The sequence below is a fragment of the Curtobacterium sp. PhB170 genome, assembly GCF_003752345.1.
Taxonomy (GTDB): domain Bacteria; phylum Actinomycetota; class Actinomycetes; order Actinomycetales; family Microbacteriaceae; genus Curtobacterium.
In genome coordinates this window covers 88,709-106,093 of sequence record NZ_RJUM01000010.1, presented here as the reverse complement: position 1 = coordinate 106,093, position 17,385 = coordinate 88,709, and the positions used below count along the sequence as shown (strand labels likewise).

The following is a 17,385-nucleotide window of genomic DNA, read 5'->3' as shown; positions in this document are numbered from 1 at the left end:
CCGCACACCAGCCCTCCCCACACCACATCCCGAACGGAAACAGCATGAAGACAACGAAGTTCCTCAGCGTCGCCGCCCTGGCGGTCGCCGCGACCGTCGCCCTCGCCGGCTGCAGCGCCGGCGGCAGCGGCAGCGGCGGCGGTTCCTCCGACACCGCAGCCGCGAGCTGCAAGCCCTCGAGCGGCAAGGTCACGCTCGACTTCACGACCTGGGTGCCGAACATGGACAAGGTCGTCGCCATCTGGAACAAGGCGAACCCGGACATCCAGGTGAAGACCTCGATCGTCGCGAACGGCAACAGCGGCACGTACCAGAACTTCTTCAACCAGCTCAAGGCGAAGCAGGCGCCGGACATCGGCCAGGTCGAGTACGACACCCTGCCGGCGTTCCGGGTGCAGGGCGGCCTCGAGGACATCGGTGCGTGCTCCGGCATCTCGGCGGCGAAGAAGGACTTCTCCGACGGCCTCTGGAACCAGGTCACCTTCGGCGAGTCGAAGTCCGTCTACGCCGTGCCGCAGGACTCCGGTCCGATGGCGCTGTACTACCGCAAGGACCTGTTCGAGAAGGCCGGGCTCGACGTCCCGAAGACGTGGGAGGAGTACGCCGAGGACGCCGTCAAGATCAAGGCGCTCGGCGGCAACATCACGAACTTCGCCAAGGGTGACGTCAACCAGTTCGCCGGACTCGTGTCGCAGGCCGGCGGCCAGTGGTTCGCGAACTCGGGCGACTCGTGGAAGGTCGACCTGACCGACGCGAAGTCGAAGAAGGTCGCCGACTACTGGCAGGACCTGATCGACAAGAAGCTCGTGAACACCCTGCCGAGCTTCACCGACCAGTGGAACGCCGCGTACGACAGCGGCCAGGACTGGACCTGGGTCTCTGCCGTCTGGGGTGCGAACACCATCTCGAGCGGTGCGCCGTCGACCTCCGGCAAGTGGGCCGTCGCGCCGATGCCGCAGTGGAGCGAGGGCGAGTCGAAGTCGGCCGCCTGGGGCGGTTCGTCGAACGTCGTCTTCGCCGGCAGCGAGCACCCCGCCGAGGCGTCGAAGTTCCTGGTCTGGCTGAACACCTCGACCGAGGCGCTCTCCGCACTGAACAAGGAGGCCAACCTCTACCCGGCCTCCAGCACCGGTGCCGAGCTGCCGGCCCTGACCGAGGGGCTGCCCTTCTACGGCAACCAGAAGATCTACGAGGAGTTCGCGACCGCGGCGAAGGACATCCAGCCCTTCACCTGGGGCCCGACGATGACGCAGACCTACTCGGACGTCTCCGACGGTTTCGGCTCGGCGGCGTCCGGTGACGGCACGCTGCTCGAGGCGCTCGAGTCCGGGCAGTCCAAGACGGTGGCGGCGCTCAAGGCGCAGTCGATCCCGGTCAAGGGCTGACAGCGCTGACGCGCTGACGGCGGACGGGAGGCACGGTCCCAGCTGGCGCCGTGCCTCCCGTCCGTTGCTCGGTCGCTGCATGTGATGTGTTGCCGGTTGCGATAATCGCAAGTAGGCTGAGCACATGGCCGAATCCCTGGAGCAACGTGTCGAAGCCGTGATCAATTCGGTCGACCTCGGGCGGGCGGACTTCGCAGCCTCCATCGGGATCGACGCGAGCAAACTCTCGAAGTCGCTCTCGGGCCGGCGACGGTTCTCGTCCCTTGAACTGGCCAGGATCGCCGAAGTGGGCCGTCGCAGCGTCGATTGGCTGATCACTGGACGTGAGCCGTTCCGACCGGTGTTCGCGCAGCGTGCCCGGCTCGCTGGTGCCGATGACGAGACGGGCGCGAGGACGGTCGAGCTCCTCGCCGCGGGCGTTCGTGGCCTCGCAGCGGTCGACCGCCCGTTGGTCCGGCCTGAGCTCCCGCAGCTCGCTCGACGGTCGAGCTGGTACACGGTCGAGGCGGCTGAGCTCGCTCGTCGCTTCGTCGCCGTGATCGGTCGACCGCTCGGCGGAATGTCGACGCATGATCTCATCTCGGCCATCGAACGAGTCTTCGGCGTGATGGTCGTCGTCACCGACCTGCCGGAGGGGATCGACGGCCTCTCGTACGAGGACACGCAATGTCGGGTGATCCTCCTTGCGACCACCGACCGGCCCTTGCGTCAGCGGTTCACGCTCGCGCACGAACTCGCACACATCGCCTTCGGCGATGCTCGCCAGGGCATGCTCGAGGAACAGATGGGGACGGCGCGCTCGAACGTCGAGCGGCGCGCGAACAGCTTCGCCGCGGCCTTCCTCGCCCCCACGGACGAACTCGGTGCGGCGATCGGCGAGCGCTCGACGGCAGCGGCGTTCCCGGAACTGGTCGAGCACTTCCAGCTCTCGCCCGAGTCGATGGCGTGGCGGCTCTTCAACGAGAAACGCATCGATGAGACCGTCCGAGCAGATCTGAACGGCCTGCGCGCTCGCTCGATCTACATGCAGCTCGGGAAAGCGGCCGAGTACGTCGACCTGTCGCACGCTGCGGGGGAGCCACGTCCGAGTTGGCTGCTCGTGAACGCTGCGCTCGATGCCTACCGCGACGGTGACACGACGGTGAAGCCCGTCGCGACGCTCCTCGGGTGGGCACCGCAGGATGCCGAGGAGTTCTTTGCACTGGACGACGGATCGACACCGATCCCAGAAGCCGGCGTGACCGAGATCTGATCGTGGCGCTCCACTGGTTCCCGGACAACTCGTTGATCTGCAACTTCGCTGCCGTCGACGAACTCGACCTCCTGCGTGCCAGCCTCCACGGTGCAGGAAGGGTCGTGGAAGCCGTCGCGTTCGAGATCGAGCGCTCCACAGCCCATGTTCCGAACCTGGCCCGGCTGGACCTCCACGACTGGTTCGGTCCGGCGATCGAATTCCGCGATGCAGTCGATCAGCTGCAGATCGAAGCTGTGCGCACGGCGCGATTCGGCGGTGGGGACGAGAAGCCCCTGGAACACCTCGGCGAGAGTCAGACGCTCCACCTGCTCCGGACCCGCGCGGAGTTCGCGGGAAGCGTCTGGATGAGTGAGGACGGCGGGTCGCTCAGAGTGGCCGCGCGCATGGGCATCCTCACTCGAGACACGCGTGCTGTCCTCGAGGAATTCGTCGCGTTCGGTGAGGTGACGGCGCAGCGGGCCTACACGATCGCCGTCGCGATCGAGCAGGCCGATCGGCCGATCCTCAGGATGCCGACGTCCTCCCGCGACCTGTCGTGATCGGACCAGTGTCAGGCGTCGAGGGCGCGCCGGGCGGCCGCGACGACCTCGGCATCGGTCACGAAGTGCGCGGAACCGTCGTCGGCCCCGCCCATCGGGACCCCGGCGTGCGCGCTGTCCGGCGCGGCACGCTTTGCCGACAGGTGCACGGCGGCGGCACCCGTCGCGACCAACGTCCGGATGTCGGCCGGGGTGACACCGGCACCGGCCATGACCTGCACCGGCCCGGCGGCGTCGACCATCCGGGCGATCGTGGCAGCGCCGGCTCCTGCGGTGGGGGCGCCGCCGGAGGTCAGCACGCGGGTGAACCCGAGCGCCGCGAGCGTGGCTGCTGCCGCGACGGGGTCCACCGCGTGGTCGATCGCCCGGTGCAGGGTGATCTCGGCGGTCGTGCTGACCGAGCGGGCGGCGTCGACGAAGCGGCGCAGGGCGTCCTCGTCGAGGGTCCGGTCCGGGCGCAGCGCACCGACGACGACGCCGGCGGCACCGGAGCGCAGGACCGTCCGGACCTCGCGCACCATGAGCTCGACCTCGTCGGGGGTGTGCACGAACCCGCCGGGGCGGCACCGGACCAGCGCGTGCGCCGGGATCCCGGTCTCGTGGGTCGTCTCGACCAGGGCCTGCGACGGAGTCAGCCCGCCGAGCTCGAGCCCGACGCAGAGCTCGACCCGGTCGGCCCCGCCGTCCCGTGCGACGACCGCACCCTGCGGCGAGGTGACCGCGATCTCGAGTGCAACGGGCGAAGGGGTCATGCAGAGGCTCCGAGTGGCTGGTCCGAGGCCGGGATGATCCTGGCGGTCAGGTCCGGGGCCTCGGGGAACACTCGATCGTAGGGGAACATCGGCCGCTCGATCCTGTGGTGCCCGAGGCGCAGCAGGTCCTGGTCGACACCGCCCGGGGTGAGCGCGAGCATCCAGTCGGCGGCCATGTCGAACAGCTCCGGCTCGAGGTACCCGATCTTCACGACGACGACGTCGGCCTGCCGTGGTGCCAGGTCGAGGTCGGTGAAGTCGTGCTCGTGGTGGTACGGCTTGCGCAGCTTCGTCAGGACAGCGAAGACGCTGCCGACCTGCAGCACGACCTCGGTCTCGGCGTCGCGGTCGCCGTGCTTGATCGCGTGGACCCGGCCGGTCATGGTGATCGGTCCGGCGTGCACGGCATCGACCGACGCACCCGCGGTCACCGTGACGGTCGCACCCACACCGGCCTCGACCGCGGTCGCCACGGCAGCGGCACCGGGGATGCTCGCGTAGATCAGGGTGGGGCCGTCGGCGCTCGCGAAGGCCGGGTTCGCGAGCACCTGCGTCAGTCCCCAGGTCATGTCGCCGGAGCCGCCCGCGGTGGGGTTGTCGCCGGAGTCGGACACGAAGTAGGGGTGTGCGGCGCCGGTTGCGAGCGCGGCGGCGAGGCACTCCTCGAACGTGCCGGTCGGTGCGACGAAGACGAAGTCCTCGCGGACGTCCCAGAAGGCACGGGCGAGGTGCTCGGCCCCGGCGGCCACGGCGGCCTCGTCCCACCCGGTGACGACGGTGACGGCCTGGTCGCGGGGCTGGTCCGCCCAGGCGTAGCCGACCCAGATCGCGGCGTCGAGCACGCCGTCGGTCTGCTCGACGAGCGGCACCTGGGCGTACAGCGAGGCGGCGGGTTCGAGGCGGGTCGAGGTCTGCTCCCCGGGCAGCAGGACGGGGATCGGGACCCAGGCCTTCACGGGGCGCTGCGCTCCGGCAGGACGCGTGGTGAGCACGTCGACCAGGTTCCGGACGGCACGTTCCTTGGTCTCCATGGCGTCCTCGTGCGGGGCCATCCGGTAGCAGGTGACGAGGTCGACCTGGTGGGCGAGCTCGCGCGTGACGTTGCCGTGCAGGTCCATCGACGCCGACACGATGACGTCCGGGCCGATCACCGCACGGATCCGGCCGAGCAGGTCCGCCTCGGCGTCGTCGAGCCCCTCGACGACCATCGCGCCGTGGATGTCGTACCAGAGGCCGTCCACGTGCTCGGCGTCGACGATCGCGCGCAGTCGCGTGACGATCTCGGCCGCGAGCTCCTCGTACGACGCCCGGTCCACGATGCCGCCGGGCAGCGCGTGCCCGATGAGCGCCCCGCGGAAGTCCGCCGCGTCCGACATCGCGGACAGGAACGGGTACCGTGCCACGACCTCGTCGCCACGGTCCGGGTGGAACGCCGGTGCGTGGGTGCGGGTGGGGGTGAAGGTCGACGTCTCGATCGCCAGTCCAGCGATGGCGACGACCGGACGACGGGCACCGGCGGGGACGGCGGGGGTGGCGGACACGGTCTCAGACACGGACGCTCCTGTTCCTGGTGGTGGACTGCGGGATGGGGGTGGACAGCTCCTCGAGCGAGGCTGCGAGGCCCCGCTGCAGCGCGAACTGCCCGGCACCGACGAGCCCGGCATCGGCACCGAGCGACACCGGCTCGATGGCCAGGTGCTGCGTCATGAGCGGGTGGCAGCTCTCGTAGAGCTGACTGCGCACGGCCGCGATGAACGGGTCGAGGGTGGAGAGGATGCCGCCCAGGTAGACGGCGTCCGGGTTGAAGAAGTTCACGTTGGCCGCGAGCACCTCGCCGAGGTACCGACCGGCCAGGCGCACGGCACGGGTGGCCTCGGGGTGGGCGTCCGAGGCGAGTCGGACGACGTCTGCGGTCGAGGAGACGTCGACGCCGGCGCCCGACAGGATCCGCACCAGGGCAGCTCCGGACGCGACGGTCTCGAGGCACCCGGTGTTCCCGCACGAGCACGGGGTGTCGCCGGCGGCGTCGATCCGCACGTGGGTGATGTCCCCGGCCGAGCCCGTGGACCCGCGGTACAGGCGGCCGTCGATGACGATGCCCGCGCCGATCGCCGACCCGGCCTTGATCGTGATGGTCTGCCGGCGTCCTGGAGGCTGCACGCTCTGCTCGCCGGCGGCCATGCAGTTCGCGTCGTTGTCGACGATCGCCGGCAGGCCGAAGCGGTCGGACAACCAGGCGGCCACCGGGAACCCGTTCCAGCCCGGCATCCGGCTCGGCAGGTCGACGACACCGGCCTCGACGTCGACGGGTCCGGGCAGGCTGAGCCCGACCCCGCGCAGACCGGCGCGGCCACGGTCGTCGGCGAGCCGCTCGAGCAGGCCGGCCAACCGCTGCAGGCCGGCGGTCGGACCGTCGGAGAGCGCGAACGGGACGTTCGCGACCGACTCGAGCGCGCCTCCCGGCAGCACGATCCCGACCCGCGCGTGCCCACCGCCGACGTCGGCGGCGACCGCGTACTCGTCGACGCCGCCGATGCGGAGCACCTTGCGGGGACGGCCGCCGGTCGAGACGTCGGTGCCCTCTTCCGCGAGCAGCCCGTGCGACAGCAGCTGGGTGACCACGTGCGACACCGTCGACGGAGCGGCGCCGAGCAGTGAGGCGATCTCGGTGCGACTCGCGGCCTGACCCGACGCGACGAGTTCGAGGACGCGAGCAGAGAGGTCCGTCACGACTTTCTCCAATCCGGGGGAAACGACGGCCGAACCGACCGAACACCCGGAGCCTAACCGGCGGAACGGCCCGTTCACCCTTTCGTCCAAACGGCAGAAACGCAGTTTTTACACGAAGATGTTTGTTTTTCCAACGGCTTTGGCCATTGACTGTGTCCGTGCCGCTCGGCACGCGTGCTCCACCTCCCCAGAACTCCCACGCACCAGGAGACACACATGACCAAGCCCCGCCGCTGGGCGCTCCTCACCGGAGCAGCGATCGCCGTGAGCGCCCTGCTCGCCGGATGTTCCGGGGGTGGTTCCGCCACCTCGAACGCGAATCCGGACGAGATCGACTACGCCCTTCCTGCGAACTTCACGCCCAACTGGATCCTGCCGATCGGCACCGCCGCGCACCTCAACACGAACAACGGCTCCATCGCGCAGTCGTTGTACGAGCCGCTCGTCGCGTACGACGGCTCCACCGGCAAGATCGCGTGGAACAAGGACGGGTCCGTCGCCACGGACGCGGAGTTCGCCGACGACGGCAAGAGCGTCGAGATCACCCTCGGTGACCGGCACTGGTCCGACGGCGAGGCGATCACGAGCCGCGACGTCGAGTTCTGGTTCAACCTGATCAAGGCCAACAAGGACCAGTGGGGCTCGTACTCGGAGGGCAAGGCGCCGGACAACTGGACCTCGTTCAAGACCGTCGACGACACCCACTTCACGATCACGTTCGACAAGGCGTACAACTCGGACTGGATGCTCGCCAACCAGCTGAGCCACATCATCCCGCTGCCGCAGCACGCCTGGGACAAGACGAGCGCGAGCGCGAAGGTCACCGACGCCGACGAGACCACGGCCGGCGCGAAGCAGGTCTGGAAGTACCTGAACACCGCGGCTGGCAAGATCTCGGACTACGCCACCGACGACCTGTGGAAGACCATCTCCGGTCCGTACGGCGTCAAGGCGTTCACCACCGCCGGCAAGGTCACCCTCACCGCGAACACGAAGTACGACGGTGGCGAGAAGCCCTCGATCACGACCGTCAACCTGCTGCCGTTCACGACGGCCGACGCCGAGGTGAACGCGGTCCGCTCCGGCGAGGTCGACTACGGCTACATCAACGCCACGGACATGGACCAGGAGTCCTCGTTCACGGCGAAGGGCTACGAGGTCGAGCCGTGGACCGGCTGGGCCATCACCTACATGCCGTACAACTTCAACAACCCGGACATGGGCGCCGTCTTCAAGCAGCTGTACGCCCGCCAGGCCGTGCAGATGTCGATCGACCAGAAGTCCCTGTCGAAGGTCGTCTTCAACGGCACCGCCACCTCGACCTACGGCCCGATCCCGCAGGCGCAGGAGTCCGACTACGTCTCCGACGTGCAGAAGGACAACCCGTACCCGTTCAGCACGTCGAAGGCCAAGGACCTGCTGACCAGCCACGGCTGGGAGGAGCAGGGCGGCACGATGGTCTGCACCGACCCCGGCACGTCGGCCAGCCAGTGCGGCGAGGGCGTGAAGGACGGCACGAAGTTCACCATGGGCGTGCTGTCGCAGTCCGGCTCGACCGTGACCGACAACATGATGAGCGCGATCCAGTCCTCGCTCGCGAAGACCGGCATCGGCTTCACGATCAAGACCGCGCCGGTGTCGAGCGTGCTCTCGCAGACCCCGACCTGCACGAGCGACGAGGCCAGCTGTGACTGGGACCTGTCGTTCTTCGGCACCGCGGGCAGCTGGTACTTCCCGGCCTACCCGACCGGTGAGTCGCTCTTCTCGACCGGTGGTTCGGCGAACTTCGGCAGCTACTCGAACAAGCAGGTCGACGACCTCATCGACGCGACCACCACCTCGACCGACGCCACCGCCGTGCAGGACTACAGCGCAGCGGTCGCGAAGGACCTGCCGGTGATCTGGCTGCCGAGCCCCGACTACCAGATCTCGGTCGTCAAGAAGGGCCTGTCCGGCTTCGACCAGGACTCGCTCGCCAACTTCCACCCGGCCCAGTGGAAGTGGAACAAGTAAGACCGTGACCACGGACGGGAGGCGCGGTGCGCGTCCGACGCGCACCGCGCCTCCCGTCCCTCGCACGTCTCCAATCCGACCATCGGAAGCCGCATGACCACAGCTCTCTACCTCACCAGGCGCGTCCTGCAGGCGCTCGCGGTGATCCTCATCGTCACGATCGTGGTGTTCTGCCTGCTGCACGCGCTGCCCGGCGGACCCGCCCGCGGTGTCCTCGGCGTCTCCGCGACGCCCGCGCAGATCACCGCCTTCAACCAGGCGCAGGGACTCGACCAGGCCCTGCCGGTGCAGTACCTGCGGTTCCTCGGCCGTCTGCTCAGCGGTGACCTCGGCACCTCGTACACGCTCAACGAGCCGGTGTCGCAGCTCATCGCCGAACGCCTGCCGAAGACCCTCGTCCTCACCGGCATCTCCGCCGTCCTCGGCCTCGTCGTCGCGATCCCGGTCGGCATGCTCCAGGCCGCCCGCCGCAACGGCGCGGTCGACTACGCCGCCACCGCGCTGGCCTTCGTCTTCTACTCGACGCCGGCCTTCTTCCTCGGCCTCATCCTGATCATCGTGTTCAGCCAGCAACTGCCGTGGCTGCCGTCGCAGGCGCCGAGCGGCACCACGCTCGCCGAGGTGTTCCAGGACCCGGCCGGGCTCGTCCTGCCGGTCGTCACCGGAGCGCTCGCGATGATCGCCGTGTTCAGCCGCTACATGCGGGCCTCGACCCTCGAGAACCTGCAGGAGGACTACGTCCGCACCGCCCGCGCCGGTGGCGCCTCGACGATGACGATCCTGCGCCGGCACGTGTTCCGGAACTCGCTGACGCCCGTCGTCGCGATGCTCGGCTACTACCTGCCCGTGCTGTTCGGCGGCGCCCTCGTCACGGAGCAGCTGTTCAACTACCCCGGCATGGGGCTCCTGTTCTGGAACGCGGCGCAGTCGTCGGACTACCCGACGCTGCTCGGCTGCGTCCTCGTCATCTCCATCGCGACCGTCATCGGCACCCTGCTCGCCGACGTCGCCCAGTCCCTCATCGATCCGCGAGTGAAGGCGAACCGCGCATGAGCGCCGTACAACTGGCACCCGAAGCACCGGGCGCCCCCGTCACCGTCGCGGCCACCGGGTTCCGGCTCGCCGCCCGCCGGTTCCGCGGCAACACGCTCGCCGCGATCGGCCTGGCCGTGATCGTCGTCATCGTCCTGTTCTGCTTCGTCGGGCCGTTCCTGTACCCGACCGACCAGACCCACACCCTGCTCGAGCAGGCCAACCAGGGTCCGAGCGCGGCGCACTGGCTCGGTACCGACGCCGTCGGCCACGACGTGCTCGGCCGGCTGATGTACGGCGGCAAGGTCTCGCTCATGGTCGGCATCGCCGCCGGGGTCCTGGCCACCGTCGTCGGCACCCTGTGGGGTTCCGTCGCGGGCTACGTCGGCGGCTGGGTCGACGCGCTGATGATGCGCGTCGTCGACGCGGGCATCGCGATCCCGGCGCTGTTCATCCTGCTCGTCATCTCGGCCATCACGACCCCCGGTGTCGCCGGGCTCATCCTGATCCTCGGGCTGGTGTCGTGGCTGGTGCCGTCCCGCCTGATCCGCGCCGAGACCCTGACGCTGAAGAACCGAGACTACGTGCTCACCCTGCGTGCGATCGGCGGCTCGCACGCCCGCGCGATCGGCAAGCACCTGCTGCCGAACTCGGTGTCCACGATCGTCGTCGCCGCGACCTTCCAGGTCGCCGACGCGATCCTGCTCGTCGCCTACGTCTCGTACCTCGGGCTCGGCGTGCAGCCGCCCGCGACGGACTGGGGCGGCATGCTCTCGGCGGGACTCACCGCCGCGTACTCCGGACACTGGTGGCTCATCGTGCCGCCGGGTCTGGCCGTGATCCTGATCGTCTGCGCCTTCAACGCCGTGGGCGACGGACTCCGGGACGCCTTCGACGTGAGGGGCCGCTGATGACCACCGAACCGATCCTGCGGACGACCGACCTCGGCGTCTCGTTCAGCACCGAGTCCGGCACCGTGTCGGCCGTCCGGGGTGTGTCCCTGTCGGTCGCGCCGGGCGAGACGCTCGCCCTGGTCGGCGAGTCCGGCTCCGGCAAGTCCACGGTGGCGCTCGCCGCGATGGGGCTGCTCTCCGGCAACGCGACGGCGACGGGCAGCGCGCTCGTCGCCGGGCACCAGGTGGTGGGCGCTCCCGAACCGTCGCTCCGTGCCCTGCGGGGCTCGACGGTGTCGATGGTCTTCCAGGAGCCCGCGACGGCCCTCGACCCGCTCACCCGGGTCGGCGCGCAGATCGCCGAGGTGATCCGGAACCACCGAACGGTCACCGCCGTGCAGGCCGCGGCCGAGGCCGTCGACCTGCTCCGTCGCGTCGGGATCCCGTCGCCGGAGCAGCGGGCCCGGTCGTTCCCGTTCCAGCTGTCGGGTGGGCAACGCCAGCGCGTGGTGATCGCGATGGCGATCGCGAACTCGCCGGAGCTGCTCATCGCGGACGAGCCGACGACCGCCCTCGACGTGACCGTGCAGGCCGAGATCCTCGAACTGCTCCGGAAGCTCGCCGTCGACACCGGCACGGGCGTGCTGCTCGTGACGCACAACATGGGCGTCGTCGCGGACTTCGCAGACCGCGTCGCGGTCATGCTGCAGGGGGAGATCGTCGAGACCGGCAGCGTCGAGGACGTCCTGCTCCGTCCGGAGCACGAGTACACGAAGCGGCTGCTCGCCGCGGTGCCGCGGCTCGAGACGCCGGCGTCGTCATCCGACGCCGCCGAGTCGGCGAGACGCCTCCGGATTCGGGGGCGTGATGCGCAGACGCCGGCGTCTTCCGAGCTGAGGACGTCGGGTGCGGCGGCCGGGAGGCCCGGTGCGGCCCCGGTGGTCGACCTGCGGGACGTCACGGTGACGTTCGGGCGCGGGGCGCGCGCCGTCCACGCGTTGCAGGGGATCGACATCGCCGTGCACGCGGGCGAGACGGTCGGCCTGGTCGGCGAGTCCGGCTCCGGCAAGTCCACCGCGGCCCGGGTGGCGCTCGGGCTCATCACGCCGACGTCCGGCACGGTGTCGCTGTTCGGGCAGGACCTGCGCAGCGCCCGTGGTCGCGACCGTCGGGCGCTCCGGTCCGGCATCGGCGTCGTGCTGCAGGACCCGGTGGCCTCGCTCGACGCCCGGATGTCCGTGGCGGAGTGCATCGCCGAACCGCTCGCCGTGCACCGCCGTGGGATGTCGTCGGCGGACCGTCGTCGGCGGATCGACGAGGTGCTCGACGCCGTCCGGTTGCCGCGGTCGCTCGCATCGCGTGCACCCCGCGAACTCTCCGGCGGCCAGCGCCAGCGGGTCTCGCTCGCCCGTGCCCTGGTGCTCGAGCCGCGGTTGCTCGTCGCCGACGAACCGACCTCGGCGCTCGACGTCAGTGTGCAGGAGACCGTGCTCGAGGTCCTCGGTGAACTGCAGGACGACCTGGGGTTCGCGTGCCTGTTCGTCTCGCACGACCTGGCCGTGGTGCAGCACTTCGCCGAGCGCGTCGTGGTGATGCGCCAGGGCGTCGTCGAGGAACAGGGCACCACCGGCACGACGCTGCTCCACCCCACCACCGACTACACGCGACGCCTGCTCGCCGCCGTACCCGTGCCGGACCCCGTCCTGCAACGGCAGCGTCGGACGGAGCGTCTCGCCTCGCTCGCGGCGGTGACCGCGTGACCCGGGTGATCGCCGGCGTCGACGTCGGCGGCACGAACACCAAGGTCGTGCTGACGACCCCGGACCTCGAGGTCATCGACCGCGTCGACCTGCCGACGCCCGCCCACGCGGGCGGGGCGGCGATCGTGACGGCCGCCGTCGGGGCGGTGACGGGCCTGCTCGTCCGGCACCGGGCCTCCTTGACGGGTGTCGGGGTGGGCGCGGCCGGCGTGGTCGACGCGGCCACGGGCACCGTCCTGGTCACGGGCAACTCGTTCACCGGCTGGGCCGGTTACGGTGTGACCCGCGCGGTCAACGACGCCCTCGGTGTGCCGGCGACGCTCGACAACGACGTGAACGCGTTCCTGCTCGGCGAGATCGCCACGGGTGCCGTCGCGGGGGAGTCCGACGTGCTCGGGATGACCCTCGGCACCGGGGTCGGCGGTGCGTTCGTGCTCGGCGGACGGCTGTTCGCGGGGCCGCGCGGTGCCGCCGGTGAGATCGGCCACGTGCCGGGCTTCGGCGACGCGACCTGCACCTGTGGACAGATCGGGCACCTCGAGACCATCGCGGGCGCGCGGGGCATCGCCGACCGGTACGCCGAACGGTCCGGCCGGCGGCTGTCGGCGCGCGACGTCGCGGTCGCCGCGCGTGCTGGTGACACGGACGCCGCTGCCGTCTTCGAGGCCGCGGGCTGGGGACTGGCGCGCGCCGCCCTGCTCACCGCGGGGATCCTCGACGTCACGACGATCGTGATCGGCGGCGGCATCGCGCGGTCGTGGGACCTGCTCGAACCGGCCATCACCGCGGCGATCGCGGCCGAGCCCCCGGTGAGCGGCGCGACGATCCGGCTGGCGCAGTCGACCCTCGGGTCGGACGCCGTGGCGCTCGGTGCCGCGTCGCAGGTGCGGGCGTTGGTGCCGGAGGCCGAGTCGGTCTAGGGCTTCGCGCGAGCGATCTCCGAGTGGAGGCTGTCATCGATCGGTTACATCAGTCAGGTGTAAGCGATCGGTTACAGTGCGACTGTGTAATCGATCGATTACAGTACGACTGTGTAATCGATCGGTTACAGTTGAGCTGCCGCGATCAGTTACTCCGGAGGTGTCCCGTGCGTGTAGACAGTGTCCTGGCGCTGGGCGATGCCGTCCACGAGCGCCGGGTGGAGCTCGGGTGGTCCCAGGGGGAGCTGGCGCAGCGCATGGGTGTGAGTCGCCGGTGGGTGAACGAGTTCGAGAATGGCAAGGGCACCGCGCAGCTCCGACTCGCTCTCGATGCGCTCACCGTGCTCGGCTTGGTCCTCGACGCAGAGGCTGCGGCTGCGGATGAGTGAGCTCCGCGCGTTCCTCGACGGCGAGCCGGTCGGTGCCTTCGAGATGAACGCCACCGGCAACACCACCTTCACGTACGACGAGGCCTACCGTTCCCGCCCGTCCGCCACCCCGCTGTCGCTGTCGATGCGAACCGGACGGCGCACGTGGGCAGCGAAGTCCGCCGGCCCCTTCCTCGCCGGGCTCCTGCCCGACAGCCCGGAACGGCTTCACGAACTCGCTTCCGAGAACCGCGTCTCGGAGAACCCGTTCCGGCTGCTCGAGCGCGTCGGTCGGGACGCCGCCGGCGCGGTCCAGCTCCTTCCACCGGACGTGGCATCGACGGACGCCGCCGTTCGGCGGGGGGATGTGCAGCGGCTCACCGACGACGACTTCTCCACGTTGCTGGATGCGCTCGCGCGCAACCCCGGTTCCTGGGGCGGAACGAAGAACGCCGGGCGATGGTCGCTCGCCGGCGCGCAGAGCAAGGCTGCCCTCTTCCGCTTCGACGACGGCACGTGGGGAGTGCCGCAGGACTCGACCCCGACGACGCACATCCTCAAGCCGGTGATCGCGGCGCTACCTGATCACGACGTGAACGAGTTCGTGTCGATGGAAGCCGCACGGCTGCTCGGGCTGCACGTTGCGGACCACGAGCTCCTGCGCACCTCGGCCGGGACACGGGTCTTCGTCAGCAGACGGTACGACCGTGCCCGCGACGCCAGTGGGCACTGGCGACGGCTCCACCAAGAAGACATGTGCCAGGCGCTGTCGGTCTACCCGGTCCGCAAGTACCAGGAGGAGGGCGGCCCGTCGGTGAAGCAGATCGCTGCGCTCCTCCGGAGTGCCATCACGAAGCCGGCGGAACGAAGCGCAGCGCAACGACAGTTCTTCGACGCGCTGGTGCTGAACGTCGCGATGCTCGGCACTGACGCGCACGCGAAGAACTACTCGTTGCTCCTCGACGGGTCCTCCGTCCGACTGGCGCCCCTCTACGACCTCGGATCGCATGCCGCGTACCCGTCGGCGGACGGGAGCGCGTTGCGCGCTGCGATGTCCATCGGCAACGAGTACCGATTCGACGGGATCGGGAGCGCGCAGTTCCGCGAGCTCGGGAAGGCGCTCGACCTCGCACCGGACGAGACATCCGAGCGGTACCGTCACATCACGTCGAACGTGGCTGCTGCCTTCGCACAGGCCGCGAGCGCTGTGGACGAGCCGTTCGCACAGGAGCTCGCCGACGCAGTGGCGAAGAACGCTGCGCAGCGCGGCTGGTGATGGCTGCGGGCCCCGTCCGTGCGCCCGCGGCCACACGCCGCTACGCTCCACTGCACCGGGGCCAGGGGCGACCCCGCACCAGGGGGTCAGGGGCACACCATGACGGTACGACGACGACGCACGTCGGTCGGGATCACGACCGCACTGACACTGATCGGTGTGCTGGTCGCGCCGGTCACCGCGGCGGTGGCCGCTCCGGACGACGGCGCGCTCACCGTCATGCTGACCGATCCGGAGAAGCGTCCGCTCGCGATGGAGGGCGTGGTCGTCGACCTCCGCACCCCGGACGGCGGCACGGCGGACTCGGCGACGAGCGACCGCCGCGGCCGGATGACGTTCGATGCGGTCCCGGCCGGCACCAGGACGCTGCACGGTGAGCGCGAGGGCTCGTACGGCTTCGACGACGTCATCCCGGCGGAGCGCACCGGTGTCGTGGTCAGTGCCGGCAGGCAGGAGACCGTCGTGCTGGTGGTGCGACGGGGTGCCTCGATCGGCGGCACGGCCCACAACCCGTACGGCGCGGACCTGTCCGGTGCAGCGGTCGTGGTCCGCGGTTGGAACACCGGCACCGTGCGGCGCACCGTCACCTCGCCCGACGGCCACTACTGGGTGCACGGACTGCCGAGCGACGACTACAGCGTGCAGGTCAACGCGCACGACGAGACACTCGACTCGTGGCCGGCGCTCCGCGGCGAGTCGTGGGCACCGACTTCACCGGCGCCACGGTCCACGTGTACGGCGAGTCGATCGGCAGCACGTTCGACACACACCTGAGCTACTGGTCACCCGGTCGAGGCGGGACCTTCGGCGCGGTGCTGAGCCCCGGACGCTACAAGGTCGAGGTCGTCGGCTGGTCGCCGAGCCAGCGCCGGTACGTCTCGTACTGGTACGGCGGCGAGGGCAACCGGCCCGTCGCGGACCGTGCGGCGTCGCACACGATCGTCATCCGCGACGAGAGTCGGTCGATCTCGTTCTGGAGCACCCGCTGACGGGGTCGCTGATCCGTCAGCCGGCGCGTCCGTCGGTGGGGGCCGGCTCGGTGATCCGCTCACCGGTCGCCGGGTCCCACCCGATCGTGCGGGGTTCGGCGGGGCGATCGCGGCGCTCGGTCTTCGGGAAGAACCCTCGCGTGGACGGCAGGTAGCTCAGGACCGTCGCGGCGACGAGGGCGATCGGGTAGAGGAAGCCTGCGGCCCCCGCGCCGAGCACGAGCCCGACCACGGTGTTCACCACGGCGAAGCCGGCGACGATCGCGAGCCAGAGCCGTGCGGACGCCGATCCGCGGGCCATCCGGATCGCCAGCCAGACGAACAAGGCCGCGAAGGCGAGGCCGATGAACGCGCCGACCAGTGCGACGGCGAGCCCGCCGCCGGTGTGCACCACCGCGACGACCAGGAACCCGAGGCGGACGAGCACCACGGCGCACCAGATGCCGGACGCGATGGTGACGACGTTCGGGCGCGTCCTCCGCGCGGTGTTCGTGCTCATGTCGCTCCTTCGGTTTCCCGGTCGACACGATCCTAGGGCGGCCCCGTCCGCCGAAGTGCGGACTGGCGCGGCCCCCGAACGAGGGTCAGGATGCTGCCTAGTTGCACAGCGCAACGGGTCAGGTGCTTCCCCCGACAGAGGAGTCGTCATGAAGAAGTCCATCGCAGCCGCGTTCGCCGCCGCGGCCGTCATCACCGCGGGTGTGTTCGCCGCGTCACCCGCTTCGGCACTGCCGGCCAGCACGAAGGTCGTCGGTGGCGAGAAGGCCCCCACCACCTCGTGGGCGGTCCAGCTCGAAGCGTCGGGCGGCTCCATCCCGTCGGGTTACGTCAGCAACTGCACCGGCGAGCAGATCAACGCCTCGTGGATCCTCACCGCCCGCCACTGCATGGACGGCATCGGTGCGATGAACGTCTACCACTCCAACTCCACCACCAACCGGGGCACCGCCGTCGCCGTCGACCGCGTCAGTGCCTCGCCCGCGGGTGACATCGCGCTCGTGCACCTGCGGACCGCCTACTCGCTGTCCACCTACGCCCCGCTCGACCTCACCGCGACCGCCAAGTCGAGCGGGACCGGCACCATCCAGGGCTACGGCCTGCGCGCGAACGCGACCCAGTCCGACGGCCTCTACCAGGCCACCGTCTCGCTCACCGGTGCGAGCACCGATGCGTACAGCGGTCGTGCGCAGCACCTCACCGGCGTGACCGGCGCCTCGAACCACGGCGACTCCGGCGGCCCGCTGCTCGTGAACGGCAAGGTCGTCGCCGTCTGCTCCACCGGCGACAGTGCCGACCCCGGCGCCGACACCAAGGCCGGCTCGAACTACGCCCTGCTGTCGCAGGCCTCGTCCTGGATCCGGACCACGGCCGGCGTCTGAACCACGTGGCGGACGGGAGGCCCGTGGCGACGCCGCCACGGGCCTCCCGTCCGTCACCAGCCGTGTCCCAGGACCGCAGCGGCTGAACGCGCGT

At 70.2% G+C, this 17,385-nt stretch carries 17 protein-coding genes; 13 read left to right on the top strand and 4 right to left on the bottom strand.

What is annotated here, in order from left to right; translation table 11 throughout:
* Positions 1–44 precede the first annotated feature (44 nt).
* The 3 genes from EDF40_RS08265 to EDF40_RS08255 all read left to right on the top strand — a co-directional run bounded on the left by EDF40_RS08265 (position 45) and on the right by EDF40_RS08255 (position 3,179).
* Positions 45–1,385 carry an ABC transporter substrate-binding protein gene (locus EDF40_RS08265; RefSeq protein ID WP_123339166.1) on the top strand — a complete coding sequence of 447 codons (1,341 nt, stop codon included), beginning with the start codon at positions 45–47 and terminating at the stop codon, positions 1,383–1,385.
* A 124-nt stretch (positions 1,386–1,509) separates the two neighbouring features.
* Positions 1,510–2,637: an XRE family transcriptional regulator gene (locus EDF40_RS08260; RefSeq protein ID WP_123339165.1), complete on the top strand. Its 1,128-nt coding sequence runs from the start codon at positions 1,510–1,512 to the stop codon at positions 2,635–2,637.
* Positions 2,638–2,639: 2 nt separating this feature from the next.
* On the top strand, positions 2,640–3,179 hold the full coding sequence (locus EDF40_RS08255) for a hypothetical protein (RefSeq protein WP_123339164.1): 540 nt from the start codon (positions 2,640–2,642) through the stop codon (positions 3,177–3,179).
* An 11-nt stretch (positions 3,180–3,190) separates the two neighbouring features.
* Here EDF40_RS08255 and EDF40_RS08250 read toward each other — a convergent pair whose 3' ends face one another.
* From EDF40_RS08250 to EDF40_RS08240, 3 genes are read right to left on the bottom strand one after another with little or no spacing between them, the layout of a single operon-like run.
* Entirely contained in the window at positions 3,191–3,931 is a 741-nt protein-coding gene (locus tag EDF40_RS08250; RefSeq protein ID WP_123339163.1) for a copper homeostasis protein CutC, read from the bottom strand.
* Positions 3,928–5,484: a M81 family metallopeptidase gene (locus EDF40_RS08245; protein WP_260212615.1), complete on the bottom strand. Its 1,557-nt coding sequence runs from the start codon at positions 5,482–5,484 to the stop codon at positions 3,928–3,930. The genes EDF40_RS08250 and EDF40_RS08245 overlap by 4 nt, the downstream gene beginning before the upstream one ends.
* On the bottom strand, positions 5,477–6,661 hold the full coding sequence (locus EDF40_RS08240) for an ROK family protein (RefSeq protein ID WP_123339161.1): 1,185 nt from the start codon (positions 6,659–6,661) through the stop codon (positions 5,477–5,479). The genes EDF40_RS08245 and EDF40_RS08240 overlap by 8 nt, the downstream gene beginning before the upstream one ends.
* A 216-nt stretch (positions 6,662–6,877) precedes the next feature.
* On the opposite strand from EDF40_RS08240, the gene EDF40_RS08235 reads away from it, so the two are divergent.
* The 9 genes from EDF40_RS08235 to EDF40_RS19185 all read left to right on the top strand — a co-directional run bounded on the left by EDF40_RS08235 (position 6,878) and on the right by EDF40_RS19185 (position 15,912).
* Entirely contained in the window at positions 6,878–8,674 is a 1,797-nt protein-coding gene (locus tag EDF40_RS08235; protein ID WP_123339160.1) for a peptide ABC transporter substrate-binding protein, read from the top strand.
* 93 nt (positions 8,675–8,767) lie between these two features.
* On the top strand, positions 8,768–9,727 hold the full coding sequence (locus EDF40_RS08230; RefSeq protein WP_123339159.1) for an ABC transporter permease: 960 nt from the start codon (positions 8,768–8,770) through the stop codon (positions 9,725–9,727).
* Positions 9,724–10,617, top strand: coding sequence for an ABC transporter permease (locus tag EDF40_RS08225; RefSeq protein ID WP_123339158.1), 894 nt, complete (start codon positions 9,724–9,726; stop codon positions 10,615–10,617). Before EDF40_RS08230 ends, EDF40_RS08225 begins: the two co-directional genes overlap by 4 nt.
* Entirely contained in the window at positions 10,617–12,359 is a 1,743-nt protein-coding gene (locus EDF40_RS08220; protein ID WP_123339157.1) for an ABC transporter ATP-binding protein, read from the top strand. The genes EDF40_RS08225 and EDF40_RS08220 overlap by 1 nt, the downstream gene beginning before the upstream one ends.
* Complete coding sequence (locus EDF40_RS08215; protein ID WP_221180455.1) at positions 12,356–13,279, top strand: ROK family protein; 924 nt, start codon at positions 12,356–12,358, stop codon at positions 13,277–13,279. Before EDF40_RS08220 ends, EDF40_RS08215 begins: the two co-directional genes overlap by 4 nt.
* A 167-nt stretch (positions 13,280–13,446) precedes the next feature.
* Positions 13,447–13,668, top strand: a complete 222-nt coding sequence (locus tag EDF40_RS19190; protein ID WP_185002910.1) for a helix-turn-helix domain-containing protein — start codon at positions 13,447–13,449, stop codon at positions 13,666–13,668.
* Positions 13,661–14,923, top strand: coding sequence for a type II toxin-antitoxin system HipA family toxin (locus tag EDF40_RS08205; RefSeq protein ID WP_185002908.1), 1,263 nt, complete (start codon positions 13,661–13,663; stop codon positions 14,921–14,923). The genes EDF40_RS19190 and EDF40_RS08205 overlap by 8 nt, the downstream gene beginning before the upstream one ends.
* A 99-nt stretch (positions 14,924–15,022) precedes the next feature.
* Positions 15,023–15,697 carry a carboxypeptidase-like regulatory domain-containing protein gene (locus EDF40_RS08200; protein ID WP_123339154.1) on the top strand — a complete coding sequence of 225 codons (675 nt, stop codon included), beginning with the start codon at positions 15,023–15,025 and terminating at the stop codon, positions 15,695–15,697.
* Between the two features lie 38 nt (positions 15,698–15,735).
* Entirely contained in the window at positions 15,736–15,912 is a 177-nt protein-coding gene (locus EDF40_RS19185) for a hypothetical protein (protein ID WP_185002906.1), read from the top strand.
* A 16-nt stretch (positions 15,913–15,928) separates the two neighbouring features.
* Here EDF40_RS19185 and EDF40_RS08190 read toward each other — a convergent pair whose 3' ends face one another.
* A complete protein-coding gene (locus EDF40_RS08190; protein WP_123339152.1) occupies positions 15,929–16,411 on the bottom strand; it encodes a hypothetical protein in 483 nt (160 codons plus the stop codon).
* A 148-nt stretch (positions 16,412–16,559) separates the two neighbouring features.
* Here EDF40_RS08190 and EDF40_RS08185 point away from each other — a divergent pair, with 148 nt between their 5' ends.
* Positions 16,560–17,291 (top strand): trypsin-like serine protease, encoded by a 732-nt coding sequence (locus EDF40_RS08185; protein ID WP_123339151.1) that lies wholly within the window; start codon positions 16,560–16,562, stop codon positions 17,289–17,291.
* Positions 17,292–17,385: the final 94 nt, after the last annotated feature.